Below are 26713 nucleotides of genomic sequence, written 5' to 3'. Positions count from 1 at the left end.
TCTATTTTTTAATGGAGGGGTACATAATAATGAAGCAGGATTTAATGGGAGTTTTCCCATTGTGGAAACCAAAGGGAATGACATCATTTTCAGCTGTCAGAGAAGTAGGAAAACGGTTCGGAACGAAGAAAGCTGGCCATACAGGAACACTTGATCCTGATGTTGAAGGGGTGTTACCCATTTGCTTAGGTAGAGCAACAAAGATCGTCGAATACTTAACAGCAGATAACAAAACTTATGTTGGAGAAGTAACTCTCGGATTTACTACGACAACAGAAGACGCCTCTGGAGAAAAAGTGAATGAGACCATCGTCGACCGCTCAATTTCAGAAGAGGATGCGAAGCATGTCTTATCAAATCTCGTTGGACCATTGGAACAAACGCCACCAATGTACTCAGCTGTAAAAGTAAAGGGTAAGAAATTATATGAATATGCTAGAGAAGGTATTGAAGTTGAACGACCAAGTCGAATGATTACAATTTATCAACTAGAACTTCTAACTGCTCCTAACATAAATGCGGATGGAACAGTTAGCTTCTACTTTCGGGCCGTTTGTAGCAAAGGAACGTACATTCGAACACTTTCTGTTACGATTGGTGAAAAGCTAGGATTTCCAGCTCATATGTCTCACTTAGTCAGAGAATCTTCAGGTTCTTTTCATAGAAAAGATTGTATAACCTTAGATCAATTGGATAAAGCCGTCGAAAATGAGAGTGCCACTGAACTACTTATCCCAGTGGAAACCGCATTATCGATGTTTCCGATTATCAAAGTAGATGAAGTTATCGAAGGAAAAGTTTTGCAAGGTGGAATTATTTCGATACCAGAAGAAGTTGTAAATCTAGACGAATCGGTTTGGGCTTTGTATAATCAATATGGGGATTGCCTTGCTTTATATAAAAGAGATGTAAAAAGAGCAGGGAAAATGAAACCCGAAAAAATGATAAGAACATTAGATCAAATGTAAAAGATATCAGCAATGAAATTAATGAGGTGGCACCTTTGGAAATTATACGTTTAAAACATCCTCATCCTCCGTTAAAACTGCCTTCTACAGCAGTAGCTTTAGGTTTTTTTGATGGTGTTCATCGAGGACATCAAAAAGTAATTGAAGTGGCAAAGGAAGAAGCAATGAAAAGAAATCATCAATCTGCTGTGATGACTTTTTTTCCGCACCCGAAAGAGGTGTTAAGAAAAGAAGAAGCGAATAACATTGAATACTTATCTCCCCTCCCCGAAAAAATACAACTTATTGAAAGTTTAGGTGTAGACTATTTATTTATTGTTTCTTTCGACCGACATTTTGCTGACCTTTCACCGCAACAATTTGTAGATCAATATTTGATTGATCTAAATGTGAAACATGTAGTTGCTGGGTTCGACTATTCTTATGGCCGGTTAGGCAAAGGAACAATGGAGACATTGCCTTTTCATTCAAGAGATGAGATTATGCAGACGACAGTAGGGAAAGTTTCTCAGGATAATGAAAAGATAAGTTCAACTGAGATTCGAAGCGCGCTAGCTTTAGGAAATATGGACAAGGTGAATCAATTTTTAGGTAGAAACTTTATCGTTGAAGGCCAGGTAGAGCACGGGGAAAAGCGAGGACGAACGATTGGATTCCCAACAGCGAATATAAAGCCTGTTGAACGAACCGTTGTTCCAGCAGTAGGAGTTTATTTCGTTTATTTAAATGTTAATGGTAAAAAGCTTCCTGGCGTCTGTAATGTTGGTTATAAACCAACATTTCATGATGATGTCCCGGACAGACCAACAATTGAAGTTCATGTACTTGATTTTCACGGCGATCTTTATGATGAAAATGTGTTTGTTTCCTTTGTCAGTAGAATACGAGGAGAAAGAAAGTTCGATTCTATTGAGGCATTGAAACAGCAGATAAACGAAGATATTAAAAGAGCCTGTGAATTTTTAGAAAAGAAGTGCTAAATAGAGGATGTAATTAATGCATTTATTCTGCGTATGAAGCTGAAAATAAAAAAACTTGAACTTTGCTAATAAACCTAGTATGATAAGAACTGTTAAGAACCAATGCTTGGCATCACGATTCACCAACGTTTGCTCAGCAATTGGGGATAAAGAAGAAGGAGGTGGAACAGGATGGCATTAACTCAAGAAAGAAAGAATGAAATTATTGCACAGTATAGAACTCATGAGAATGATACTGGTTCTCCTGAAGTTCAAGTAGCTGTCCTTACAGAGCAAATCACTACGTTAAATGAACATTTGCGTACACACAAAAAGGATCACCATTCACGTCGTGGCCTTTTAAAAATGGTCGGTCAACGCCGTAACTTGCTTACGTATTTACGTAATAAAGATGTTACTCGTTACCGTCAAGTTGTCGATAAGCTTGGTCTTCGTCGATAAATACGAAAGCGGGAGTTTCTCCCGCTTTTTTCTTATGTTTAATTTTATCACTTTTTAATTAGATGAATGAAGTGAAACGTGACGAAAGGAAGCATAACTATATATCTGACTATTTCGTTTCCTGTTTTTTTCTGATATGATATAAAAGTCGAGGTTTTGGTTATGATTACCATTGATTAAATAAGGTTATAATTGAGAATGCTAGAAAAAAACGATTTATTTATACGTTTTCCTGAAGTTGTCGTATTACATAAAATAAGCTATCAATAATCATTATAATGATGAATTATTTATATATTGAGAGGAGTATTTAAAATTATGAACGAAGAAAAACAAATTTTTTCCATGGAATGGGCTGGACGTACGCTATCAGTCGAGATCGGTAAGTATGCGAAACAAGCAAATGGCGCTGCAATGATACGTTATGGTGATACGTCAGTATTATCAACAGCAACTGGTTCTAAGGAACCGAAGGATTTACCTTTCTTCCCACTTACTGTGAATTACGAGGAGCGAAAGTATGCAGCAGGCAAAATCCCTGGTGGCTTTATTAAACGCGAGGGTCGTCCTAGTGACCATGCTGTTCTTACGAGTAGACTAATTGATCGACCGGTTCGTCCGCTTTTCCCAGACGGATTTCGTAATGATGTACAAGCGATAAGTATGGTTATGAGTAATGATCAAAATTGTTCTCCAGAAATGACTGCGATGCTTGGAACATCAATGGCTTTGTCTATTTCGGATATACCATTTGATGGCCCGATTGCAGGTGTAACTGTTGGTAGAATCGATGGCGAATTCATTATTAACCCAAGTACAGATCAAATGGAAAAAAGTGAGCTTGATCTGATTGTAGCGGGTACAAAAGATGCAATCAATATGGTTGAAGCTGGAGCAGATGAGATTTCTGAGGGAATCATTCTTGACGCAATCATGTTTGGTCACGAAGAGATAAAAAAATTAGTTGCCTTCCAGGAAGATATTATTGAAAAAGTCGGTAAACCTAAAATGGAAGTAAAACTTCTTTCAATTGATGCTGAGCTCGAAGCTGAAATCCGTGGGCTAGCTGAAGCTGACATCGTTAAAGCTGCAACAGTTGTTGAGAAAAGTGCTCGTGATGTAGCGATTAAAGAAGTTTTTGATCGTGTGTTAGAGAAGTACGAAGACGAAGAAAACGACCGCACAAAAGATGCAAAAGAAGTTTTAAATAAGTTGCTTAAAGAGAGTGTTCGTAAGCTAATCACTCAAGAGAATATTCGTCCAGATGGTCGTAAAAAGGATGAAATTCGTCCTCTAGCATCTGAAATTGATCTTTTGCAACGGACACATGGATCGGGTATGTTTACTCGTGGACAAACGCAGGCTTTAAGTATTTGTACATTAGGAGCGTTAGGTGATGTTCAAATATTAGATGGTCTAGGCATTGAAGAATCAAAACGCTTCATGCATCATTATAATTTCCCTTTATTCAGTGTTGGTGAAACAGGTCCTATTCGTGGACCAGGACGCCGAGAAATTGGACACGGCGCATTAGGAGAAAGAGCTCTTGAAAAAGTATTACCAGCTGAAAAGGATTTTCCATATACGATTCGTCTTGTATCTGAAGTTCTCGAATCAAACGGATCTACCTCACAGGCAAGCATCTGTGCTAGTACGCTAGCGATGATGGCTGCAGGGGTTCCATTGACTGCTCCAGTAGCAGGAATTGCAATGGGATTAGTAAAATTCGAAGATAATTTAACTGTTCTTACTGATATCCAAGGAATGGAAGATGCACTTGGAGACATGGATTTTAAAGTAGCGGGTACTTCCAAAGGTGTTACGGCAATACAAATGGATATCAAAATTGATGGTATCAATAAAGAGGTTTTGGTAGAAGCACTTGAGCAAGCAAAACAAGGGCGATTGGCTATTTTAGAAAATATGCTTTCATGTATTCCAGAACCACGTAAAGAACTTAATGCATATGCACCAAAAATCTTGACACTGAATATTCATCCAGACAAGATTCGTGGAGTTATTGGGCCAAGTGGGAAAGTAATTAATCAAATCATTGAAGATACAGGTGTGAAGATTGATATCGAGCAAGACGGTACGGTATATATATCGTCGCTAGATCAAGAGATGAATAACTTGGCTAAAAAGACTATTGAAGATATCGTACGAGAAGTAGAAGTAGGCGCAACTTACTTAGGTAAAGTGAAACGAATTGAAAAATTCGGAGCCTTTGTTGAAATCTTCAAAGGGAAAGATGGTCTCGTTCACATTTCTCAACTTGCCAAAGAACGTGTGGCAAAAGTAGAAGATGTTGTATCTATCGGTGACGAGTTACTTGTTAAAGTAACAGAAGTCGATAACCAAGGACGAGTAAATTTATCTCGTAAAGTTCTTCTCGAAGATGAAAAAAAATAAACGATTCATGTAAAAGGGACGTATGAGTATTCATATGGCTCTTTTTTTTGTATTTTTGAGGAGATTATGTAACCTTAATTATTTACACAAGTACTATATCCAATGAATCAGATACTCTTTTTATTAACGACAGTCCGTTTTTAAATGTACGTGACTTTATAAATGGAATAAAATAACATTCCTCTTTCTCGAAAAAGACACACATCTTCCTAGGAACCCTCTAGCATTTTTTACAGAGTGGCACTCGATTGACTATAGGCGGACGATTTCCGCGGGCATTGATTCAGCTAATTGGGATGATGGATCTTCAGGTGTTGCTTTTCTCGATGGAGTCGCAGGTTTACCGGTCTGAAAAAGAGAGTGATTCGGAACGTTAGACGAATGAAAACGGGGAAACGGTCTGAAAAAGAGAGTGATTCGGAACGTTAGAAGATTAGAATTGTGAAAACGTTCCGAATAAGCGTCGGATTCGGAGCGTTAGACGAATGAAAACGGGGAAACGTTCTGAAAGAGAGCGTAATTCGGAGCGTTAGACGAATGAAAACGGGGAAACGTTCTGAAAGAGAGCGTAATTCGGAGCGTTAGACGAATGAAAACGGGAGAACGGTCAGAAAAAGAGAGTGATTCGGAGCGTTAGACGAATAGAATTGCGAAAACGTTCTGAAAGAGAGAGTGATTCGGAGCGTTAGACGAATAGAATTGCGAAAACGCTCTGAAAGAGAGAGTGATTCGGAGCGTTAGACGAATGAAAACGGGGAAACGGTCTGAAAAAGAGAGTGATTCGGAACGTTAGACGATTGTAAACGGGGAAACGGTCTGAAAAAGAGAGTGATTCGGAGCGTTAGACGATTGTAAACGGAAAAACGTTCTGAAAAAGCGAGGAATTCGGAACGTTAGACGATTGTAAACGGAGAAACGGTCCGAAAGAGAAAGGGATTCATAATTTTTCCGTTAATTATTGGTAGTTAAGAGCATGTTTTACCGACTTTGCAATGATATGAGTTATTCAGTAGTCCTTACTCTACTTTTATAAACCATTACGGCCATCGATCGCTAATCGATGTTCTACCTTGTCCTTTATCAGCATATTTCTTGTACTGAGGAGGTATGAAACATGTTGAAAAAAGCCATAGTGCAAATAGGCACTCTCTTTATCATGTTATTGATGACATTATCGATTGGATTGAATCCGATAACAAACAGTTTTATGGTTGAATTTAGAGGACAGGCAGAACAAGTAATGAAAGAAGAGAGCCCTTTATATATGGAAATCCTTCGTCAAAAGCAAAAATTCGATGAAGATCCGATAGACGCAAAGATAGACCCTGTTTGGAAGGCAATTCCTGGTTATAATGGGGTTCAGGTCGATGTACAGAAATCTTACGAAAAAATGAAAGAGGATGGGGAATATCAAGAACGGAAATTGATACTCGGGGAAGTTCCTCCTGAAGTAACATTAGATCACTTACCACCTAATCCAATATACAAAGGTAACGCTAATAAGCCGATGGCTGGATTTATGGTTAATGTTGCTTGGGGAAATGACTACTTACCTAAGATTTTGAAAATTTTTGATAAGCACCAAATTAAAGCAACTTTTTTTCTCGATGGCTCTTGGGTGAAAAATAACGGAAATCTTGCTAAGATGATAGAAGATGAAGGACATGAAATAGGAAATCATGCTTATTCTCATCCTGATATGCAAACTTTATCGAGAGAACGAATTCGTGATGAAATAGTGCGAACAAATCAAGTCATTGATGTTACGCTTAATACGACTCCGGAATTGTTTGCGCCTCCAAGTGGAAGTTATCATAATGAAGTAGTGAAGATTGCTAGGGAATTTGATATGTATACTGTATTATGGACGGTAGATACATTAGATTGGAAAAAACCTGATCCCTCGCAAATGGCTGATCGAGTTGTATCGAAAGTCGAGCCAGGATCTTTGATTCTAATGCACCCTACTGCTTCTTCTGCAGACGGATTGGAGCAAATGATAAACGGGATAAAGCAAAAAGATCTACAAATTGGGAAAGTTTCTGATGTGTTGAGTGAACGAAGAAAAACAAAATAATAACGCAATATTGTAGGAGGATTATAGTGGTCAAACGTTTTGTTAGTAACAATGGATTACGTGTCGTGTTTGAACCAAACAATACAGTGAGATCGGTATCTGTAGGAATTTGGATAGGAACAGGGTCACGTTTCGAGAAAAAGAAAGAGAATGGATTGTCTCATTTTATTGAACATATGTTTTTCAAAGGGACAAAAGACCGAACAGCTCAAGAAATTGCTGAATCATTTGATTCGATCGGTGGTCATGTAAATGCATTAACATCGAAAGAGTACACATGCTATTATGCAAAAGTACTTGACACGCACGCTAAATATGCAGCGGATGTTTTAGCAGACATGTATTTTAATTCAACATTTGAGAAAAAAGAGCTCGAAAAAGAAAAGGGAGTTGTCCTTGAGGAAATTAAAATGTACGAGGATACGCCAGATGATTTAGTTCATGATTTGTTAAGCAAAGCAAGTTATGGAGAACATCCGCTTGCTTACCCTATTTTAGGTACGGAACAAACATTGTCAACCTTCTCACCGGAAGACTTGTTTTCATTTATGGAAGAATACTATCACGCAGAAAATGTCGTCATTTCAATTTGCGGAAACGTTGATGAAACGTATGTAGAATATGTACAAGATTTGTTTTCTTCACTTGAGAGAAGTAAATCCGTAAGTGATAAGTTGGAAAAACCAGTTTTTATACCAGAAAAAATGGTGCGTAAAAAAGACGTAGAACAAGCCCATTTGTGTTTAGGTTATGATGGTTTTTCCGTAGATGATGACCGGATATACTCGTTAATTCTATTAAATAATGCTTTAGGAGGATCAATGAGTAGTCGATTATTTCAAGAGATAAGAGAAAACCGTGGATTAGCTTACTCCGTTTTTTCTTATCATTCTTCATTCAAAGACTCGGGAATGGTCACCATTTACTCAGGATCTGCCGAGGAGCAACTCGATGAAGTTTACAATGTCATTTCTAATACGATTTCTGAAGTTCGTGACAACGGTTTAACAGACAAAGAACTTAGAAATGGCAAAGAACAATTGAAAGGTGGACTCATGCTAGCGCTTGAGAGCACGAATAGCCGTATGAGTCGTAATGGCAAAAATGAACTTCTACTTGGGGAACATCGTACTCTCGATGAAATAACCAAATCGATTGATGCGGTATCGATGGAGGAGATAAAACAGACTAGTAAAGTTATTTTCGATAAAGATTTTTCTCTAACGTTAATTAGTTCGGATGGTCAATTGCCTAAATCTTTACAATAAATAGTGAATATCACAGAACCACTCAAGCATAGTCTTGTAATAAAGTGGAGGGTGATGTAAACGATGAGATTAAGCGATATCAGTCAAAAAGAAATTATTGATTATCAAAAAGGTGAGCGACTTGGTGTTCTGGGGCAGACAGATTTGTTAATTGATGAAAAAAGTGGACAAATTGAAGCGTTTGTTATTCCGACATTGAAGTGGTTTGGTTTAGGAAAAAGAGAAAAAGAAGTGACTGTCTATTGGACTCAAATTAAAAAAATCGGAGCGGATATGATTATTATTGACGTATCATAGCTCTAACGGTTACTAAACCTTGAACTTTTTTGTTCAAGGTTTCTTCTTCGTGAATGCCACTCTCTTAGGAAATCAAAGCACACTCAAAACAGATGAGGTTACCATTAGTTAATTCACCAATTAGCCTTCCTTACATAAGATATGATGAGTGCAGCGCAGGACTCTAGAATTCCCTTTCAAACGATTATGGAGAGGGGAGTAATACATTGTTAACTGGAATGGAAATTGCCGTTATTGGTGGAGATTTACGCCATATTGAAGTTATTCGCCAACTTGCTAAGATGGATGCAACCATTTACCTACTTGGATATAACCAATTAGATGATGGGTTTTTAGGAGTGGAGAAGACTACGTTTGAAGCTATTCAAGCGGAAAAGTTAGACGCAATTATTTTACCTATCAATGGGATGAAAACTAACTATGAAATCGACAGTGTTTTCTCAGATTCTAAGCTTTATTTAACGGAGCAATGGCTATCTAGAACACAAAAAGCAACAAAAATTTATACGGGAATATCAAATGACGCATTAAACAAAATCGTTTTAAACACAAATAAAGAATTAATTGAACTGATGGACCGAGATGATTTAGCTATCTACAATTCGGTTCCCACTGCTGAAGGAGCTGTTCTGCTAACGATTCAACATACGAATGTAACGATTCACCGCTCAAACGTAGTAGTTGTTGGTTTCGGAAGAGTTGGCAAAACGATAGCAAGAACCTTCCATGTTTTGGGTGCAAACGTGAAAGTTGTAGCAAATGAAGAAGAGTTGAGAGCAAGAGCATTTGAATTGAATTTGGAACCTTATGAATTGTTGGATTTAAAAAAAGTTGTAGAAGATGCAGATACGATCATTAATACGATTCCTGCACAAGTGCTGACTGCTGACATTATTTCTAAAATGCCTAGTCATGTATTAATTATTGATATCGCTTCGAATCCAGGCGGAACAAACTTTGAGTTTGCAGAAAAGCGGGCAATTCAAGCTATTTTAGCCCCAGGCCTACCTGGATTAGTCGCCCCAAAAACAGCTGGAATTCAGCTTGGAAACGTCTTATCAACTTTATTGCAAAAGCAATTGGAAGAAAGAGAAGGAGGCAACGTGTAAATGTCATTAATGGGAAAACATATAGGATTTGGAATGACCGGCTCACATTGTACGTATGATGAAGTGTTGCCTGAAATGGAAAAACTAGTATCTTTAGGGGCGAAAGTTACCCCTTTTGTCTCGTATACTCTGCAGACAACGGACTCAAAGTTTGGTGAAGCTGCTTATTGGTTAAAGAAAATTAAGGAAGTGACGGATGAGCCGATTGTTGATACGATCGTTAAAGCAGAACCATTTGGACCGAAAACGCCTTTAGATTGCATGCTAATTGCTCCTATGACAGGGAATTCAACGAGTAAATTCGCTAATGCATTAACGGATTCACCTGTGTTAATGGGTGCTAAAGCTACGATGAGAACTGGTAAACCTGTAGTTGTTGCCATCTCAACTAATGATGCACTTGGACTAAATGGTGTAAATATCATGAAGTTGATGACGGCAAAAAATATTTATTTTGTTCCATTAGGGCAAGATCATCCATTCAAAAAACCTAACTCCCTAGTAGCTGATATGACAAGGATTCCGGCAACTATAGAACATGCTTTAAAGGGGCAACAATTGCAACCTGTTTTAATAGAAAGATACAAAGAATAATGCAATTATCATTAATAATTGCTAAAATGAAGATAGGAAGATTAATATCGTCGTTAAGGTGCCCCTTAACGACGACGACTATGTTGTATATAATGAAATTATGATGATTGAAAACAATCCACTTAAAATTTGAAAGGAGTTCTAAATAATGACACAACAACGTTTTAACGTAGCAATTCTAGGAGCAACTGGCGCAGTAGGGGAACAGATGTTAGCCACATTAGAAAAGTACGATTTTCCAATAGCATCACTAACTTTGTTATCTTCAAAAAGATCAGCAGGTAAAAAAATTACGTTTAAAGGTGAAGAACTAACAGTACAGGAAGCAACTCCTGAATCTTTTGAAGGTATTCAATTGGCTTTATTCAGTGCAGGAGGTTCTGTATCGAAAGCATTGGCACCTGAAGCAGTTAAACGAGGTGCGATTGTAGTCGATAATACAAGTGCATTCCGTATGGACGAAGATGTACCATTGATCGTTCCTGAGGTGAATGAAGAAGATTTGAAAAAGCACCAAGGAATTATCGCTAATCCGAATTGTTCAACGATTCAAATGGTTGCAGCACTTGAGCCTATTCGGGAATCACATGGTCTAAAACGAGTCGTTGTATCTACATATCAAGCTGTTTCCGGAGCAGGTGTCAAAGCGATTGATGAAATGTATCAACAATCTCGTCAAATTTTGGATGGAGAAGAGATAAATCCTCAAGTTTTACCCGTTTCGGGCGAGAAAAATCATTATCAAATTGCCTTTAATGCAGTCCCTCAAATTGATGTATTCCAAGAAAATGGGTATACATTTGAGGAAATGAAAATGATTAATGAAACGAAAAAGATTTTTAATAATGATTCAATGCAAGTAGCTGCAACGTGCGTCAGACTTCCAGTGGAAACAGGACACTCTGAGTCAGTTTATATTGAAGTAGAAAAAGACGGATTAGATGTATCTCAGGTCCATCAGTTACTAAAAGATGCACCAGGAATTACATTGCAAGACGATCCAGCTAACCAAGTATATCCTTTGGCTTCTAAATCGAAAGGCAAAGACGATGTTTTTGTAGGAAGAGTTCGTCGAGATCTTGATAATTCTAAAGGATTTCATATGTGGATAGTTGCTGATAACTTACTAAAAGGAGCGGCACTTAACTCTGTGCAAATTGCCTTTTCATTAGTGAAATTAGGTTTGTTGAAATAATACAAGCTGAAGCGAAAGTAGATGGTTAAAACCATGAAAATTGTTATTCAAAAATTTGGTGGAACCTCATTAAAAACAGAAGCAGTTCGTCTCGAGTCATCACAGCACGTTGTGAAAGCAGTGAAAGACGGTTACAAAGTCGTCGTCGTTGTTTCAGCCATGGGTAGGAGAGGAGATGCGTATGCTACTGACACATTATTAGACTTGGTCGGTGGTATTTCCTCCTCTCTATCAAAACGTGAGCAAGATTTGCTCGCAGCATGCGGAGAGACGATATCATCTGTCGTTTTCTCCTCCCTTTTACAAACAAAAGGATTGAATGCTCTTGCGATGACAGGAGCGCAAGCAGGCTTTCGAACGACAGAAGAGTATACGAATGCTAAGATCACTGATATGAGAGTGGAAGGAATCCTTTCCGCTCTCAATGATTACGATGTCATCGTCGTAACAGGATTTCAAGGTGAAACGCCAAGAAGAACTACGGCAACACTCGGTCGTGGCGGATCGGATACTTCTGCTACTGCATTAGGTGCTGCCTTACATGCGGAAGTAGTCGATATTTTTACAGACGTAGCAGGTGTGATGACGGCTGACCCACGAGTTGTGAAAGAAGCGAAACCATTGAAGGTCGTCACATACAATGAAATTTGTAATATGGCTTATCAAGGTGCGAAAGTCATTCATCCTCGTGCGGTTGAAGTAGCCATGCAGGCAAAAATACCGATAAGAATTCGTTCCATTTCGGAGAATAGTACTGGCACACTAATCACGACGAGTACATCTTCAATCGTAGGTAGAGATATTGAAGAACGGCCAATTACAGGAATTGCTCACTTGCAAAATGTGTCTCAGATTAAAGTAACGGCTAAAAAGGGAGAATATGATCTTCAATCCAGAGTGTTTAAAGCAATGGCAAATGCAAGTATTTCAGTAGACTTCATAAATATTCATCCATTTGGAGTAGCTTACACGGTTCCTGATCATTTGACGGATAAGGCGATTCAAGTGTTGGGTGAGATGAAATTGAAACCTGAAGTATTACGAAGCTGTGCGAAAGTTTCAGCTGTGGGTGCCGGAATGACTGGTGTTCCTGGGATTACATCAAAAATAGTCGAAGCATTAACTGATCGCAACATCCAAATATTACAATCGGCTGATTCACATACGACAATTTGGGTATTAGTTAAAGAGAAAGATATGATCGAAGCAGTCAATGCTCTCCATGAGATGTTTTTAATAGAATCGTGACATTTAAGATTGAATTAGCGAGGGTAGCTCTACTAGAAACGTAGAAAAGTAAGGAGTGGAATATGATGGCATTAGGAAATGTCTTAACAGCGATGGTCACCCCATTTGATTCAAAGGGGAATATTGATTTTCAAAGAATCCCGAAATTAATAAATTATTTAATCAATAATGGAACAGATGGTATCATTGTTGGTGGAACGACTGGCGAATCAGCTACATTGAGTATTGAAGAGAAAGCTACGTTATATGAGCAATCTGCAAAAGCTTCAGCAGGAAGGATTCCCGTATATGCTGGAACTGGTATGAACGATACGTATGCAACTGCAGAACTAACGGTAAGAGCAGAAAAACTAGGGGTAGACGGAATCATGCTCGTTGCTCCGTATTATAATAAACCATCTCAAAGAGGGATGTATGAACATTTTAAAACCATTGCTGAGAAGACAACTCTTCCTGTTATGTTGTACAATGTTCCAGGACGGACAGTCGTTAACCTTTTACCTGAAACCGTTATTGCTCTTTCAAAAATTCCTAACATTACTTCTGTTAAAGAGGCAAGTGGCAACTTAGATCAAGTGACAACAATTATTGCTAATACGCCTGATGACTTTGCCGTATATAGTGGAGATGATAGCTTAACACTACCAGCGCTAGCTGTAGGAGCTGATGGAGTTGTGTCTGTCTCCAGTCATATTATTGGAAACGAGATGCAAGAAATGGTCAAATCGTTTAAAGAGGGTGACATCAATAAAGCGGCGATGATTCATCAACGGTTGTTACCGACGATGAGAACGATGTTTATCGCACCAAGTCCTGCACCTGTAAAAACTGCCTTGCAATTAAAAGGGATGGACGTAGGTGGTGTTCGATTACCGCTTATCCCGCTGACGTCAGAAGAGCGCCAAATGATCTCAGACATATTGTAAGTAATGAGGTTTCGGGCTGTATGCAGCGGGCATACAGCCTTTTAATTTTGCCTTTTACATTAGAGTTTTTTTATAAACCGTCTTAGTAAACTCCGAAATGGTTGGAGGACTTTATGACGATATCCTACTTCTGACTTGTAGAGTAAAACATGAATAGGTTATACTTACTCTCAGAGGGTGAACAGAACGTGAAAGATTATAAAATAGGAGGATTACCATTGTCGAACCAACAAACTGAAAAAATACGCATATTTTCCCTAGGAGGACTAGGTGAAGTAGGAAAAAATATGTATGTGATGGAATTAGATGAAGAAATGATTATCGTCGATGCCGGCTGTATGCATCCCGCCGATGACATGCTAGGTGTTGATATTGTTATACCAGATATTACTTATCTATTAGAGAATAAAGACAAAGTTAAAGGAATCATTCTTAGTCACGGACACGAAGATCATATTGCTGCCGTGCCTTATATACTGAGAGATTTAAATGTTCCTGTATATGGAGCGAAATTCACTCTTGCACTTGTAAAAGATCAATGTAATGAAGTGAAAGTAGGTAGGAAACCAGAATTTGTAGAAATTACTTCAGATTCGAAAATAAGAGTTGGTAAAACACCAGTAAGCTTTTTTGGGACAAACCATAGTATTCCGGACTCTTTAGGTATCGTTATTCATACATCACAGGGACCTATCGTCTATACAGGTGATTTCAAATTTGATCAAAATCCTGTTGGCGGGCTTAAAACGGAAATGGGGAAACTGACTGAAATTGGTGATAAAGGTGTACTCTGCCTTTTGTCTGACAGCCATAACGCGGAGGTTCCTGGTAGTACACAGTCAGAATCATTTGTAGCTGAAGGATTGAAAGATGCTTTTCATGAAGCACCTGGATGCATTATCGTGGCAATTTATAGTTCAAACATCCACCGAATTCAGCAAGTAATACATGCAGCTGAGAAAAAAGGTAGGAAAGTTGCCATCGTAGGTAAGGTGATCGAACGGACTACTTCTATCGCAAAAGATTTAGGATACTTATTAGACGAAAAAAATACGATTATTCCGAAAAAAGACATGAAAAACTATAACCGGGATCAGTATGTTGTGTTAACTACAGGAAGTCAAGGTGAGCCAATGAGTTCACTTGCCAAAATGGCGCAAGGTTCTCATCCTCAAGTGAAAATTGAGAAACTCGATCGTATTGTCATTTCGTCGATGCCAGATCCAGGAAATGAAAAACTTGTTTCCCAAATGGTCGATCTTCTTTCTAGAACAGGTGCAGATGTGATATATGGAAGAGATAAAAAGGTTCATGTTTCAGGTCATGCAGGTCAAGAAGAACTGAAGTTAATGCTCAATTTAATTAAGCCACAATACTTCATTCCTATTAGTGGCGAGTACCGCATGCAATATGCGCATCGTCAGGTAGCGAAATCAGTTGGTACAGAGGAGAACCAAATCTTTTTACTAGAAAAAGGCGATGTTGTTGAATTTACAAAACGAAAAGCAAATCGTGTGAATAAAGTCCATTCTGGGCATGTTTTAATTGATGGTTTAGGTGTTGGTGACGTAGGTAATATTGTATTAAGAGATCGACGCCTGTTATCAAAAGACGGTATTCTTGTTGTCGTAGTTACCTTAAATAAATCACATAGCAAGATAATCTCAGGTCCTGACATCATTTCAAGAGGTTTTGTCTACGTTAGAGAGTCAGAAGAACTCATTAAACATGCGGAAAAATTAGTGACAGAAACATTGCAACAATCGATTGAACAGAATCAAACAGAATGGGCACAAATGAAAGGTCAAATACGTGATCATTTAAGTCGATTCTTGTATGAGAAAACAAAGCGTCGTCCAATGATTATGCCGATTATTATGGAAACATGAAAGAGTAGCAACTCTAAATTTTAAGTTTATAAATGAAGCATTCTTACAATAGCCAGATTAGACAGTGGTGACGCTGATCTTTTCTGGCTATTGTTATTTTCTCTACCTCATTAATTCTACTAGTATGAAAAAGCTATTCTCTTTCCATACTAACGGAAAAGAAAGGGGTTCTTTTATGAGACATAACGATTCGTATTATCAACAAAATTCAGAAAAACCACAAACAGATAAGCAAGAAAAAGGTGATGGGATAGTAGATAAAATTCAACAATTGGGACAGACAAATATTCCACAAATGGAAGCGAGCAATATCCATGTTTTAACGATAATTGGACAAATTGAAGGTCATATGCAGTTACCACCACAAAATAAAACAACGAAATATGAGCACGTCATCCCTCAATTAGTAGCAGCAGAACAAAACCCTAAAATTGAAGGGTTGCTGTTAATTTTAAATACGGTAGGAGGCGATGTAGAAGCAGGGTTAGCTTTAGCAGAAATGGTTGCTTCTATGTCAAAACCTACTGTAACCCTCGTTTTAGGAGGCGGGCATTCTATTGGCGTACCCATAGCTGTTGCTGGGACATACTCGTATATTGCTGAGAGTGCAACGATGACGATTCATCCAGTCCGTTTAACAGGGCTTGTGATTGGTGTTCCGCAAAGTTTTGAGTATTTAGATAAAATGCAAGACCGAGTGATTAACTTTGTGACGCAGCATTCTAACATTTCTGAAGAAGGTTTCAAAGAGCTAATGCTTTCAAAAGGTAATTTAACGCGTGATATTGGAACAAATGTGATTGGTATCGATGCTGTTCATGAAGGGATTATTAACGAAGTAGGCGGATTGGGACAGGCGATCAAGAAGCTAAATGACCTAATTGAAGAAGGAAAGAGTCATCAAAAGGATGTGATCCAATGATTTTGTATACGTATCAAAATCTTCACACAGTTTTTCCGACAGCGGAGTCTGAGTATGATGCACAACAAGTCGTTGACGTCCCTGGAGGACAACTAATGATAGAACCCGAAGGAAAAGAATTTCGGATTGTTCGGCTATTGTCGACAGACCCAAATTTATTTTTAGACCCTAAATACACTCCTGGTCAACCCTACCCCCCTGAAAAATAAGCTGAATTAATTTTTTCCATCTAGTCATATATCAGTTCTCTATGCTATAATTAATGAAACAAGCGTTCGTGAATCATGGAAATAGCAGCCGTTAGATCGGCTGCTTCTTCCATTTGTATAGAGAAATTTTTCTTGAGGTGATTTAGATGGCAAAGAAAAGAAGAAAAACACAAAAATGGAGAACGCAGTTAACATTTGAGTTAACCGGTTTATTTTTATTTATTATATCAATTGTTACCTTCGCTTCTTTAGGAATTATTGGTGAAGGATTGGTTCAACTATTTCGTTTCGTTCTCGGTAGCTGGCATATTTTATTAACAATATCACTTTTTATATTCTCCTTGTACTTAATGTTTAAACAGAAAGTCCCTAGTCTTTGGAATAGAAGGTTTATAGGTATTTATTTATTTGTTTTTTCATTGGCATTGGTAAGTCATGTACAACTTTTCGCGGAGATGTCTACTCGTGGTGAGTTTATCGATCGTTCTGTGATTAGAAATACGTGGGATCTATATTGGCAACAACTGCAAGGGACAGCGGTCATCGATCTAGGTGGCGGTGGTATGATTGGTGCTCTTGGTTATTCCGTTAGTCACGTATTATTTTCATCAGGTGGAACGCTTTTCTTTGCTTTTGGTTTAATGATTGCTTCTATCGTCCTCATCACTGGCAAATCATTTATTGATCTTATTAAGAAAAGTAGTGGCGGTCCTCTGCATGTTGTGGGGGCAATCAATGATAAAGTAAGCCAAAGCGCTAAGGAACTTGTTCATAAAGCTAAGGAACGCTTCCAAACAAAGAAACAGACGAGAAAAGAGAAAAAAGTCGCACCTGAAATGATAGATGATGGTGATCCGGACGAGGAACCAATTATTTATGATTTCACAAAAACAGCATATGAAGAAGAATCAAAATCCTCGCAGGAGGATTCTATTCCTGAGATGATTGATGTCATACCCGTAAAACAAGATACTGTCCAAATGGACACTCAGGAAACGGAAAACACACAAAATACGCAGAACGCTGATCCAAACGAATCTGTTTCTAGTAATGAACCGAAAACAACATCTCTTGTTGTCAGAGAAGCGGAAAATCGAGAGTATATCTTACCGAAGATAGATTTACTTGAAAACCCAGCAAAATCAAGTCAAGCCAAGGAGCATTCGATGTTATCAAAGAATGCTAGAAAGTTAGAAAGAACTCTTGAAAGCTTTGGTGTCAGTGCAAAAGTAACAAAAGTGCATTTAGGCCCAACAGTTACAAAATATGAAGTTTACCCAAGCACAGGAGTGAAGGTCAGTAAAATTGTTAACCTAACAGATGACTTAGCACTTGCTTTAGCGGCGAAAGATATTCGAATGGAAGCTCCGATACCAGGTAAATCTGCGATTGGGATAGAAGTTCCTAATCAAGAAGTATCACTGGTAACCCTACGTGAAGTGCTTGAATCAACTGCGATGAAAGAAAAAAAGACTCCGCTAGCTATTTCACTTGGAAGAGATATTTCGGGTGAGGCGGTGATTGCTGAATTAAATAAAATGCCCCATTTACTCGTCGCAGGGGCTACAGGAAGCGGGAAAAGTGTGTGTATAAACGGTATTATCATTAGCATTCTCATGAGATGTAAACCGCATGAGGTGAAGCTGATAATGATTGACCCTAAAATGGTCGAACTCAATGTTTATAATGGAATACCGCATCTGTTATCCCCAGTTGTGACAGAGCCGAAGAAAGCGGCCCAAGCGTTGAAAAAGGTTGTAAACGAAATGGAACGTCGCTATGAACTTTTTGCAGCTTCAGGGACCCGAAATATTGAGGGATATAATGCGCATTTAAAAAAAGAAAGTAAAAAGCACTATGATCAAGAATCATACTCCCCATTACCTTTTATTGTCGTAATTGTTGATGAGTTAGCTGATTTAATGATGATTGCTTCATCAGATGTGGAAGATGCGATTACGAGAATTGCACAAATGGCACGGGCAGCAGGGATTCATCTTATTATTGCTACTCAACGACCATCGGTTGATGTAATAACAGGAGTCATTAAAGCCAATATTCCTTCACGAATCGCTTTTGGCGTTTCAAGTTCTACGGACTCGAGAACGATATTAGATGGCAACGGTGCTGAAAAGCTTTTAGGCAAAGGGGACATGCTGTTTTTACCTGTAGGTGCCTCGAAAGCTACTAGAATTCAAGGAGCATTCTTATCTGATGAAGAAGTAGAGCGAATTGTCGATCACTGCATCGAACAACAAAAAGCTCAATATGCAGAAGAAATGATGCCAAAAGATAGTGATCAACAATTGGGTAAAGAAAAAGCGGAAGATGAGCTTTATTATGATGCGGTAAAATTAATTACCGACATGCAAACGGCTTCTGTATCGATGTTGCAACGACGGTTCAGAGTTGGCTATGCTCGTGCTGCAAGATTAATTGATGAAATGGAAGTAAGAGGTGTGGTGGGACCTTATGAAGGAAGTAAACCTAGAGAAGTGTTGGTTGAAAAAAAACAAGAAAAAATGTCTAATGAATCTTCCTAAATAAATTGGCATAAGATTCAATTAATTGATAGGTTTTGTTAATAAAGATAGTCCAAATTTGAATTTTATGTTACATTTATAATTATGAGTGTTGAGTAACTTGTTTTGCAGGAGGAGTTTAGATGATTAAATCCGACCAACGACCACTTTATTTGCAAGTGATCGATAAAATCAAGCAGGATATTGATAAAGGTATTTATGAAACAGGAGAAAGATTACCTTCAGAATTTCAACTGTCAAAACAGTTGGGTGTGAGTAGGGCCACTTTAAGAGAAGCTTTGCGGATGCTTGAAGATGAAAGTGTTATTGTCCGTAGACATGGGGTTGGAACATTTATAAATACGAAGCCACTTTTCTCGTCAGGCATAGAAGAGTTATTCAGTGTAACTGACATGATTAAGCGTGGTAAAAAAATTCCCGGGGCAAACTTTCTTTCCTCTACTATTGAGCAACCTTCAGAAGATGATTGTAGAAGGTTTCAAGATGAAGATCTAACTGAAATGATTGTCATCGAGAGAGTGAGGACAGCAGATGATGAACCGGTAGTTTACTGTTTAGATAAAATTCCAAAGAAACATTTACCTGATTACGTATCACATCAGCAACAATCTATTTTCGAGCAGCTTGAAAAATCGGGTACATCGATTTCTTATGCGATGACACAAATTGAGCCAATTGGTTATCATGAACGAGTGTCGGAAATTTTAGAATGTGAACCAGAGACGGCCCTCTTAGTTCTTAAGCAAATGCACTATGATGATAAAGAACGGCCAGTCCTATACTCAATAAACTATTTTAGAGCAGATAAATTTAAATTTCACGTCTTGCGAAAACGAGTATATTAATATAAAGCAGTCTAACCCCTTTTACATCAGGGTGTGGGGCTGTTTTTTGTTTTTTTCTATAGCAAGAAAGAAAGAGGGAGTAAACTTATAGCTGAGGATGATGGAGTGGATCGCCAGAGAGAAAGGCACTCGTGCATTATCGAAGCAGGAAAAGGAAAGATAATGAAGAAAGGAGGACACTTGTGTGCAGTCAGGGGCTAGCTTTGAGAAGATACTGGAGAAAAGGCAACCAACAATGCCTCAATTTTACAAACAAATAGAAAAAATGACCCTTCTTTTCCAGAAAAAGCTCGCAAGGGGCACAAGACGCACGCACTTGTGACCCTTCTTTTCCAGCAAAAGCTCGTATGGGGCACAAGAAGCTTCCTCTTGTGACCCTTCTTTTCCAGCAAAAGCTCGTATGGGGCACAAGAAGCTTCCTCTTGTGACCCTTCTTTTCCAGCAAAAGCTCGCAAGGGGCACAAGACGCACGCACTTGTGACCTTTCTTTTCCAGAAAAAGCTCGTATGGGGCACAAGAAGCTTCCTCTTGTGACCCTTCTTTTCCAGCAAAAGCTCGTATGGGGCACAAGACGCTCCTTCTTGTGACCCTTCTTTTCCAGCAAAAGCTCGCAAGGGGCACAAGACGCACGCACTTGTGACCTTTCTTTTCCAGAAAAAGTTCGTATGGGGCACAAGACGCTTCCTCTTGTGCCCCTTCCTTGCCAATCCCCACCATGAATAACTGGTTAATAGTGTTCATTCTTATTTATCAATAACTGTCCACTTTAGTTTAGCATTCACAAAAAGAAGGATAGCAATTGCAGTTCACACGCAATTTAGCCAAAGTTACCTATATTTGCTATATCAAAGAACCTTTCGTAAAATCAAGATAGTGAGAAAAAAACATAATCGTACGCAAACTAGGTATATTATGAATAATAGAAGGAGGGAAAGGTATGGAACAAGATCAAGTAAAACAATTTCAAGCAGGTGCGATCAGTGTTCATGTGATCCCATCTACTACGTTCAAAACAAATACAATTGTCATTCAGATGAATGGCGCCTTAGAAAAAGATACCGTAACAAAACGAGCTTTACTGCCTAATATTCTTGAAAATGGGACAAAAGAATATCCATCAAGACAACATATTCGCAGTGCTTTGGAAGAATTGTATGGTGCTTCCCTCGTTGCAGATGTAGCAAAAAAGGGGGAGAGGCAGGTTTTATCGTTTCGGATGGATATAGCGAACGAAAAGTTTTTAAAGGACAAAAACCCTTTGTTGGAAAAAGGTCTTAAGCTGTTATCCTCCGTATTATTAGATCCTAAAATAGAAAATGATCAGTTTGATGCAAAGATTATTGAAGAACAAAAACGAACCCATCATCAAAAAATTGCCTCTCTTTTTGATGATAAAATGCGCTTTGCTAATAAACGATTAACAGAAGAAATGTGTCAAAAAGAACCATTTGGATTGCATGTATTAGGGTATGAAAAAGATTTGGATGCGATTGACGGAACGAATTTATATGACTACTACAAGCAGTCACTAAATAATGATCAAATCGATCTATATGTTATGGGTGATGTAGATGTCGAAGAAATAAAAGGATTGATTGGAAGATATTTTTCAATAGATCAACCGAATGATTCAGAAAATAACACTCCAGCAAAAGAAACTGTTCCGTATTCTGAGAAAAAAGCGAATGAAGTCGTTGATGAGCAATCAGTTCAACAAGGGAAACTTCACATCGGCTATCGAACAAATGTGACATATGGCGATGAAGACTACTTTGCTCTTCAATTATTTAATGGCGTATTTGGCGGTTTTTCTCACTCGAAGCTATTTGTAAATGTAAGAGAAAAGGCTAGTCTTGCTTATTACGCAGCATCAAGAGTGGAAAGTCATAAAGGGTTGCTTATTGTGATGTCTGGTATTGAATCGAATAAGTATGATGAGGCAACAGAAATTATATTCAAACAGATGGAAGACATGAAACAAGGGAATTTTACCGAAGAAGATATCGAGCAGACAAAAGCTGTCTATAAAAATCAAGTGTTAGAGACGATGGACGTCCCACGTGGTCGGATAGAGTTGGAATATCATAATCAAATAACTAGCAAACCGACCCCTGTAAATGAATGGTTACAACGTATTGATAACGTTACGTATGACGACATTTTAAATGTTGCTAAAAAAATTCAACTCGATACGATTTACTTTCTAAAAGGAAAGGGGGCTGACACGAATGAATAAAGTTTCATTTGATCAATTGCAAGAAACTCTTTATGTCGATGAATTACCGAATGGATTACACGTGTATGTTCTTCCGAAGAAAGGTTTTAATAAAACGTTCGCTACTTTTACGACAAAATATGGCTCTATCGATAATCATTTTACCCCTTTAGATGAACAAGAATCACTGAGGGTACCAGATGGAATAGCACACTTTTTGGAGCATAAATTGTTTGACGATGAAGAAGGAGATGTATTCCAAAATTTCAGTAAACTAGGTGCTTCAGCAAATGCTTTTACAAGTTTCACGAGAACAGCTTATTTATTTTCAAGTACGATGAATGTTGAAAAGAACTTGGAAACTTTAATGAACTTTGTGCAAAAGCCATATTTCACAGAAGAGTCAGTGGAAAAAGAAAAGGGGATTATTGAACAAGAAATAAAAATGTACGAAGATAATCCAGATTGGCAAAACTTTTTTGGCCTATTAAAAGGAATGTATAAAAGTCATCCAGTAGCAATTGATATTGCAGGAACGGTTGAGTCAATTAATAAGACGACAAAAGATCTGCTTTACACTTGCTACCAAACGTTTTATCACCCTAGCAATATGGTTCTTTTTGTCGTAGGAAATGTGGATCCAGAGTCTATCTTAAAACAAATACGCGATAACCAGGCGGATAAAACCTTTGCGGAACCAGAGGAAATTGAACGTTATTTTGATAAAGAGTCAAGTGAAGTACATGAAAAAAAGGTCGTTATTCCGATGCCAGTAAATACTGGTAAATGTTTGGTAGGTATCAAAGACAGTAATCCAAATAAACAGGGTCAAGAACTATTAAAGCACGAATTGTCGATGCAATTACTTTTAGAAATGATGTTTGGGCAAAGCTCAGAAAATTATCAGTCTTTATATGAAGATGGATTAATTGATGACAGCTTCAGTTTTGATTATACCGCCGAAAATGGCTTTGGATTTTCAGTAGTCGGTGGGGATTCTAATCATCCCGAAAAATTAGCTGACCGGATTGAACAAATGGTTTCCGATTTTAAAGGGAAATCACTTGACGAAGTGGCGATTGAACGGATTCGTAAAAAGAAAATCGGATATTTCTTAAAAGCGATGAATTCACCTGAATTTATTGCAAATCAATTTACGCGATATCAATTTAACGGGATGGATTTATTTGAAGTTATTCCGACACTTGAATCGTTGAAAAAAGAGGAATTGGCACAAACTCTGAATGAATACTTTGATTTAAGCACGCAACTGACGAAATGTTTGATCACAAAAAAGGAAGATGATCGTGAGTAAATCATCCCCTCTAGCATTTATCACGGGAGCGAGTGGAGGGATTGGTCGGGAAGTTAGCCTCCGACTCGCTTCTCATGGTTATAATTTAATCTTACACTATAATCGCAATAGAAAATCTGTTGAAGAGCTTAAAGCTGTTATAGAAGCTGAATACGGTCAATCGTGTCTCATCTTTCAAGCAGATTTCAGTTTCGTTTCTAAAACACTTAACAAACTAACAGATCTAGATTTTCAACCTGATGTTCTCATTCATAATTCAGGCATGGCTAGCTCAAAGATTTTTCAAGATGTTAGTGAATCAGATTTGACATCTCAACTTACCATTGGTATTACTACACCATCTTTAATTACAAAGATGTTTCTACCGGGGATGATATCAGCGAAGTCAGGGAAGATCATTATGATTACCTCGATCTGGGGGCTTACAGGCGCTTCTTGTGAGGTCCCTTATTCGATGATTAAAGGTGGGCAAAATGCTTTTGTTAAAGCATTAGCTAAAGAAGTAGCTCGCAGTGGAATTCAAGTAAACGCGATAGCGCCTGGAGCTATTGAAACAGAAATGCTAGCTGGGTATTCATCAGACGATATATTGGAACTTAAAGAAGAAATTCCAGCTGGAAGATTAGGCAAGCCGTCAGAGATAGCAGGGTTAGTAGCGTTTTTACTTTCAAAAGATGCGGATTATATTAACGGTCAGATTCTCTCTGTTAACGGCGCATGGTATTGTTAAATTTTTGCGAGTGCGCATATTATTTCTTTCTTGTGAAATGCTAAATAAGAATGTCATTTACAAGGAGGAAAAGATCATGTCTGTTTTAGACAATTGGCAACAGTGGAAAGACTTTTTAGAGGAAAGGCTCCATCAAGGAGAGGCAGAAGGGATGGATTCAAAAACGGTATCTGATGTTGCTTATCAAGTTGGAGAATACTTATCGAATGAAGTGGAACCCAAAAATGATCAAGAAAAAGTTTTGTCTGACTTATGGCATGTAGCTTCAGAAGAAGAACAACATGCGATTGCTAATATGATGGTGAAACTTGTCGAAAAGGATTAAGGTTCATACGGTGAAAAGTATCGCCATTTGGGCGGTGCTTTTTATTCGTTTTAAGCAATAGGATTTTGTAAACCTCAATAATTTCCACAATTTTTCATTTTTCTGTGTGAGTGAAACTTCGTGGTACAATCATAGTAGATGAAATCGCTGTGATGCCAAGTTTTTAGCGTTACAGATCCAACTAGCATTTGTAAATTAAATAAGAAATAAAATGTAAATGGTAGCTTTTTCGCTATTATTGTCAAAAATCTCTTTTAATGAATAAAAAAATCAATTATGATATTATAAAGGGAAAACATTCACATATATTGATGATAGATAATGTTGAAAGGGGTTGTCCGATGGAACCAAAAGAATGGTATATGGAATATCAGATCCATGAAAATCGCCCTGGTTTATTAGGAGAGATCGCATCTTTATTAGGAATGCTTCGGATAAATATTGTTACAATTAACGGTGTGGAACACATGCGTCGGGGAATGTTAATAAAAAGTGTAAGTGATGAGGCGATCATGCGCCTCCGTTATATTATGAATACAATGGATGTTATCACACTTCGGAAAATCCGCCAGCCAAAATTGAGAGATCGATTAGCTATTCGACATGGTCGTTATATTGAACGTGATGAAGATGAGAAAAAAACCTTCCGATTTGTTCGAGATGAACTAGGTGTATTAGTAGATTTCATGGCAGAACTGTTTATGAAGGATGGTCACCGATTGGTTGGAATCCGAGGTATGCCTCGGGTTGGTAAAACAGAATCAGTCGTGGCGGCGAGTGTTTGCGCGAATAAAAGATGGTCATTTTTATCTTCAACCCTGTTAAGACAAACGATTCGTAGCCAATTGGCTGATGATGAAATGTCGGAGAACCACATTTATATTATTGATGGAATTGTTTCTACTATGAGAGCCTCTGAAAGACACCAAATGCTCGTATCGGAAATAATGCGCCTTCCTGCAACAAAAGTAGTCGAGCACCCTGATATTTTTGTTAGGGAAACCGAATATACTTTAAATGATTTTGATTATATTATTGAGCTTCGGATAGATGAGAGTGAAGAAATTACATATGAGGCTGTGGAGTCTGGATTCTCATCATTTGATATCAGTTAGTTGGTAGGTGTTTAGATTGTCAGAATTAGGATTGAGATTAAAATCAGCAAGGGAAGAAAAGGGCTATTCGCATGAAGAATTACAAAGCCTTACTAAAATACAGAAACGTTATTTAATTGCTATTGAAAACGGCGATTTTTCTAAAATGCCGGGTGACTTTTATGCCCGTGCTTTTGTTAAGAGCTATTGTGAAGCTGTTGGATTAGAATCGGATATGGTATTTGAAGAACATAAAGATGAGTTACCACAACCAAAAAGAGAGCCATCTGATTTGCCTCCGCGTATTAATCGATCACCGAATACAAAAAAGAAGTCGAAAATTGCTGCGTTAGTCCCAACGGTAATTGCTGTTTTATTTATCACAGTGATTGTAGCGCTTATTTGGTTTTCTAGACTTGATAACGACGAAGGTACTCCTGGTATTACTAGGCAAGACCAATTTAATGGACCGAATGTTGACATATCAAATGTTGAAGGTAATGAAAATAACGAAACGAATGCGAACAATCAAGATAATAACAACGAAGAAAATAACAATGAAGAAGCTAATGATGAAAACAATGAAAATGAAGAAGACGAATCAGAATCTGAACCGGTCTTTACTCTTGAAGAGAGTGATGGAGATACATCGGTATTTAGTCTTAGTGAGACGGATACCTTTGATGTGACGATGGAGTTTTCAGGTCAAAGCTGGATTAGTATTTTCAATAGTTCTGGTGATGATGTGTATGGACAAATGCACGCTTCAGAAGATGAAGCTACTTTTGACTTTTCTGATGAAGAACAGATCAGGATACGAGTTGGTAGTACACCAACTACTGATATTTTTATTAATGATGAGTTAGTAGAATATCCTCTTGAACTGACGACGCAAAATATTATTATTCAATATAGCGAGTAGATATATTTGCTGAAGAGACAGCCCTTTTTAGGGGCTGTTTTTTGTGATAAAAGATTCTTTTAGGTTAGCGAAAATCCCAATTGAATAAAGTATAAATGAAGAAAATTGACACATTATGAGTAGAAGAAGATAATATTTCACTCTAGTATTCGCAATATGCTAACCTTTTTGATAAAATTGAATAGGTCT

General features: G+C 38.0%; 24 protein-coding genes. All 24 read left to right on the top strand.

Annotated elements, in window-relative coordinates:
• Positions 1–29: 29 nt before the first annotated feature.
• Positions 30–968, top strand: coding sequence for a tRNA pseudouridine(55) synthase TruB (gene truB / locus ACM26V_RS08060; RefSeq protein WP_416150907.1), 939 nt, complete (start codon positions 30–32; stop codon positions 966–968).
• 35 nt (positions 969–1003) lie between these two features.
• On the top strand, positions 1004–1948 hold the full coding sequence (locus ACM26V_RS08055; RefSeq protein ID WP_416150906.1) for a bifunctional riboflavin kinase/FAD synthetase: 945 nt from the start codon (positions 1004–1006) through the stop codon (positions 1946–1948).
• 171 nt (positions 1949–2119) lie between these two features.
• The gene (rpsO, locus tag ACM26V_RS08050; RefSeq protein ID WP_280768933.1) at positions 2120–2389 is read left to right on the top strand and encodes a 30S ribosomal protein S15; all 270 of its coding nucleotides are present in this window, start codon (positions 2120–2122) and stop codon (positions 2387–2389) included.
• 318 nt (positions 2390–2707) lie between these two features.
• A complete protein-coding gene (gene pnp / locus ACM26V_RS08045) occupies positions 2708–4801 on the top strand; it encodes a polyribonucleotide nucleotidyltransferase (protein ID WP_416150905.1) in 2094 nt (697 codons plus the stop codon).
• A gap of 248 nt (positions 4802–5049) precedes the next feature.
• Positions 5050–5178 (top strand): hypothetical protein, encoded by a 129-nt coding sequence (locus ACM26V_RS08040; protein WP_416150903.1) that lies wholly within the window; start codon positions 5050–5052, stop codon positions 5176–5178.
• 737 nt (positions 5179–5915) lie between these two features.
• Positions 5916–6878, top strand: a complete 963-nt coding sequence (locus tag ACM26V_RS08035) for a polysaccharide deacetylase family protein (protein ID WP_416150902.1) — start codon at positions 5916–5918, stop codon at positions 6876–6878.
• Between the two features lie 26 nt (positions 6879–6904).
• Complete coding sequence (locus ACM26V_RS08030; RefSeq protein ID WP_416150901.1) at positions 6905–8146, top strand: M16 family metallopeptidase; 1242 nt, start codon at positions 6905–6907, stop codon at positions 8144–8146.
• A gap of 63 nt (positions 8147–8209) precedes the next feature.
• Positions 8210–8443 carry a YlmC/YmxH family sporulation protein gene (locus ACM26V_RS08025; RefSeq protein ID WP_416150900.1) on the top strand — a complete coding sequence of 78 codons (234 nt, stop codon included), beginning with the start codon at positions 8210–8212 and terminating at the stop codon, positions 8441–8443.
• 206 nt (positions 8444–8649) lie between these two features.
• Positions 8650–9552 carry a dipicolinic acid synthetase subunit A gene (dpaA, locus tag ACM26V_RS08020; protein WP_416150899.1) on the top strand — a complete coding sequence of 301 codons (903 nt, stop codon included), beginning with the start codon at positions 8650–8652 and terminating at the stop codon, positions 9550–9552.
• Positions 9553–10146, top strand: coding sequence for a dipicolinate synthase subunit B (locus tag ACM26V_RS08015; RefSeq protein ID WP_416150898.1), 594 nt, complete (start codon positions 9553–9555; stop codon positions 10144–10146). It abuts the gene before it with no gap.
• Between the two features lie 148 nt (positions 10147–10294).
• On the top strand, positions 10295–11341 hold the full coding sequence (gene asd, locus ACM26V_RS08010; protein WP_416150897.1) for an aspartate-semialdehyde dehydrogenase: 1047 nt from the start codon (positions 10295–10297) through the stop codon (positions 11339–11341).
• 33 nt (positions 11342–11374) lie between these two features.
• Positions 11375–12589, top strand: a complete 1215-nt coding sequence (dapG, locus tag ACM26V_RS08005) for an aspartate kinase (protein WP_416150896.1) — start codon at positions 11375–11377, stop codon at positions 12587–12589.
• 62 nt (positions 12590–12651) lie between these two features.
• A complete protein-coding gene (gene dapA, locus ACM26V_RS08000; RefSeq protein ID WP_416150895.1) occupies positions 12652–13515 on the top strand; it encodes a 4-hydroxy-tetrahydrodipicolinate synthase in 864 nt (287 codons plus the stop codon).
• Between the two features lie 218 nt (positions 13516–13733).
• Positions 13734–15404: a ribonuclease J gene (locus ACM26V_RS07995; protein WP_416150894.1), complete on the top strand. Its 1671-nt coding sequence runs from the start codon at positions 13734–13736 to the stop codon at positions 15402–15404.
• A 175-nt stretch (positions 15405–15579) separates the two neighbouring features.
• On the top strand, positions 15580–16326 hold the full coding sequence (locus tag ACM26V_RS07990) for a ClpP family protease (RefSeq protein ID WP_416150893.1): 747 nt from the start codon (positions 15580–15582) through the stop codon (positions 16324–16326).
• On the top strand, positions 16323–16535 hold the full coding sequence (locus ACM26V_RS07985) for a YlzJ-like family protein (protein WP_416150892.1): 213 nt from the start codon (positions 16323–16325) through the stop codon (positions 16533–16535). Before ACM26V_RS07990 ends, ACM26V_RS07985 begins: the two co-directional genes overlap by 4 nt.
• Before the next feature lie 146 nt (positions 16536–16681).
• Positions 16682–19078: a DNA translocase FtsK gene (locus ACM26V_RS07980; RefSeq protein ID WP_416150891.1), complete on the top strand. Its 2397-nt coding sequence runs from the start codon at positions 16682–16684 to the stop codon at positions 19076–19078.
• Positions 19079–19200: 122 nt separating this feature from the next.
• Entirely contained in the window at positions 19201–19923 is a 723-nt protein-coding gene (locus tag ACM26V_RS07975) for a GntR family transcriptional regulator (RefSeq protein WP_416150890.1), read from the top strand.
• A 937-nt stretch (positions 19924–20860) separates the two neighbouring features.
• Positions 20861–22159 (top strand): EF-P 5-aminopentanol modification-associated protein YfmF, encoded by a 1299-nt coding sequence (gene yfmF, locus ACM26V_RS07970; RefSeq protein WP_416150889.1) that lies wholly within the window; start codon positions 20861–20863, stop codon positions 22157–22159.
• The gene (yfmH, locus tag ACM26V_RS07965; protein WP_416150888.1) at positions 22152–23453 is read left to right on the top strand and encodes an EF-P 5-aminopentanol modification-associated protein YfmH; all 1302 of its coding nucleotides are present in this window, start codon (positions 22152–22154) and stop codon (positions 23451–23453) included. The genes yfmF and yfmH overlap by 8 nt, the downstream gene beginning before the upstream one ends.
• The gene (gene ymfI / locus ACM26V_RS07960) at positions 23446–24183 is read left to right on the top strand and encodes an elongation factor P 5-aminopentanone reductase (protein WP_416150887.1); all 738 of its coding nucleotides are present in this window, start codon (positions 23446–23448) and stop codon (positions 24181–24183) included. The genes yfmH and ymfI overlap by 8 nt, the downstream gene beginning before the upstream one ends.
• Positions 24184–24259: 76 nt before the next feature.
• Complete coding sequence (locus ACM26V_RS07955) at positions 24260–24508, top strand: DUF3243 domain-containing protein (RefSeq protein WP_416150886.1); 249 nt, start codon at positions 24260–24262, stop codon at positions 24506–24508.
• Positions 24509–24849: 341 nt separating this feature from the next.
• A complete protein-coding gene (locus ACM26V_RS07950) occupies positions 24850–25623 on the top strand; it encodes a DUF3388 domain-containing protein (RefSeq protein ID WP_416150885.1) in 774 nt (257 codons plus the stop codon).
• Positions 25624–25639: 16 nt separating this feature from the next.
• On the top strand, positions 25640–26524 hold the full coding sequence (locus tag ACM26V_RS07945) for a RodZ domain-containing protein (protein ID WP_416150884.1): 885 nt from the start codon (positions 25640–25642) through the stop codon (positions 26522–26524).
• The last annotated feature ends 189 nt before the right edge of the window (positions 26525–26713 follow it).

This window comes from Salipaludibacillus sp. HK11, from assembly GCF_047795645.1.
GTDB lineage: Bacteria > Bacillota > Bacilli > Bacillales > Salisediminibacteriaceae > Salipaludibacillus.
Note: the sequence above shows the minus strand (reverse complement) of the source record. Positions and strands in the feature narration are given on the sequence as shown.

Bases quoted from the DNA above. Each gene is read 5' to 3' on its own strand.
- ACM26V_RS07955 (WP_416150886.1), top strand. From the start codon at position 24,260: ATGTCTGTTTTAGACAATTGGCAACAGTGGAAAGACTTTTTAGAGGAA.
- pnp (WP_416150905.1), top strand. From the start codon at position 2,708: ATGAACGAAGAAAAACAAATTTTTTCCATGGAATGGGCTGGACGTACG.
- ACM26V_RS08015 (WP_416150898.1), top strand. From the start codon at position 9,553: ATGTCATTAATGGGAAAACATATAGGATTTGGAATGACCGGCTCACAT.
- ACM26V_RS08025 (WP_416150900.1), top strand. From the start codon at position 8,210: ATGAGATTAAGCGATATCAGTCAAAAAGAAATTATTGATTATCAAAAA.
- ACM26V_RS07990 (WP_416150893.1), top strand. From the start codon at position 15,580: ATGAGACATAACGATTCGTATTATCAACAAAATTCAGAAAAACCACAA.
- asd (WP_416150897.1), top strand. From the start codon at position 10,295: ATGACACAACAACGTTTTAACGTAGCAATTCTAGGAGCAACTGGCGCA.
- ACM26V_RS08035 (WP_416150902.1), top strand. From the start codon at position 5,916: ATGTTGAAAAAAGCCATAGTGCAAATAGGCACTCTCTTTATCATGTTA.
- ACM26V_RS07950 (WP_416150885.1), top strand. From the start codon at position 24,850: ATGGAACCAAAAGAATGGTATATGGAATATCAGATCCATGAAAATCGC.
- rpsO (WP_280768933.1), top strand. From the start codon at position 2,120: ATGGCATTAACTCAAGAAAGAAAGAATGAAATTATTGCACAGTATAGA.
- yfmF (WP_416150889.1), top strand. From the start codon at position 20,861: ATGGAACAAGATCAAGTAAAACAATTTCAAGCAGGTGCGATCAGTGTT.
- truB (WP_416150907.1), top strand. From the start codon at position 30: ATGAAGCAGGATTTAATGGGAGTTTTCCCATTGTGGAAACCAAAGGGA.
- dapA (WP_416150895.1), top strand. From the start codon at position 12,652: ATGATGGCATTAGGAAATGTCTTAACAGCGATGGTCACCCCATTTGAT.
- ACM26V_RS07980 (WP_416150891.1), top strand. From the start codon at position 16,682: ATGGCAAAGAAAAGAAGAAAAACACAAAAATGGAGAACGCAGTTAACA.
- ACM26V_RS07975 (WP_416150890.1), top strand. From the start codon at position 19,201: ATGATTAAATCCGACCAACGACCACTTTATTTGCAAGTGATCGATAAA.
- dapG (WP_416150896.1), top strand. From the start codon at position 11,375: ATGAAAATTGTTATTCAAAAATTTGGTGGAACCTCATTAAAAACAGAA.
- yfmH (WP_416150888.1), top strand. From the start codon at position 22,152: ATGAATAAAGTTTCATTTGATCAATTGCAAGAAACTCTTTATGTCGAT.
- ACM26V_RS07985 (WP_416150892.1), top strand. From the start codon at position 16,323: ATGATTTTGTATACGTATCAAAATCTTCACACAGTTTTTCCGACAGCG.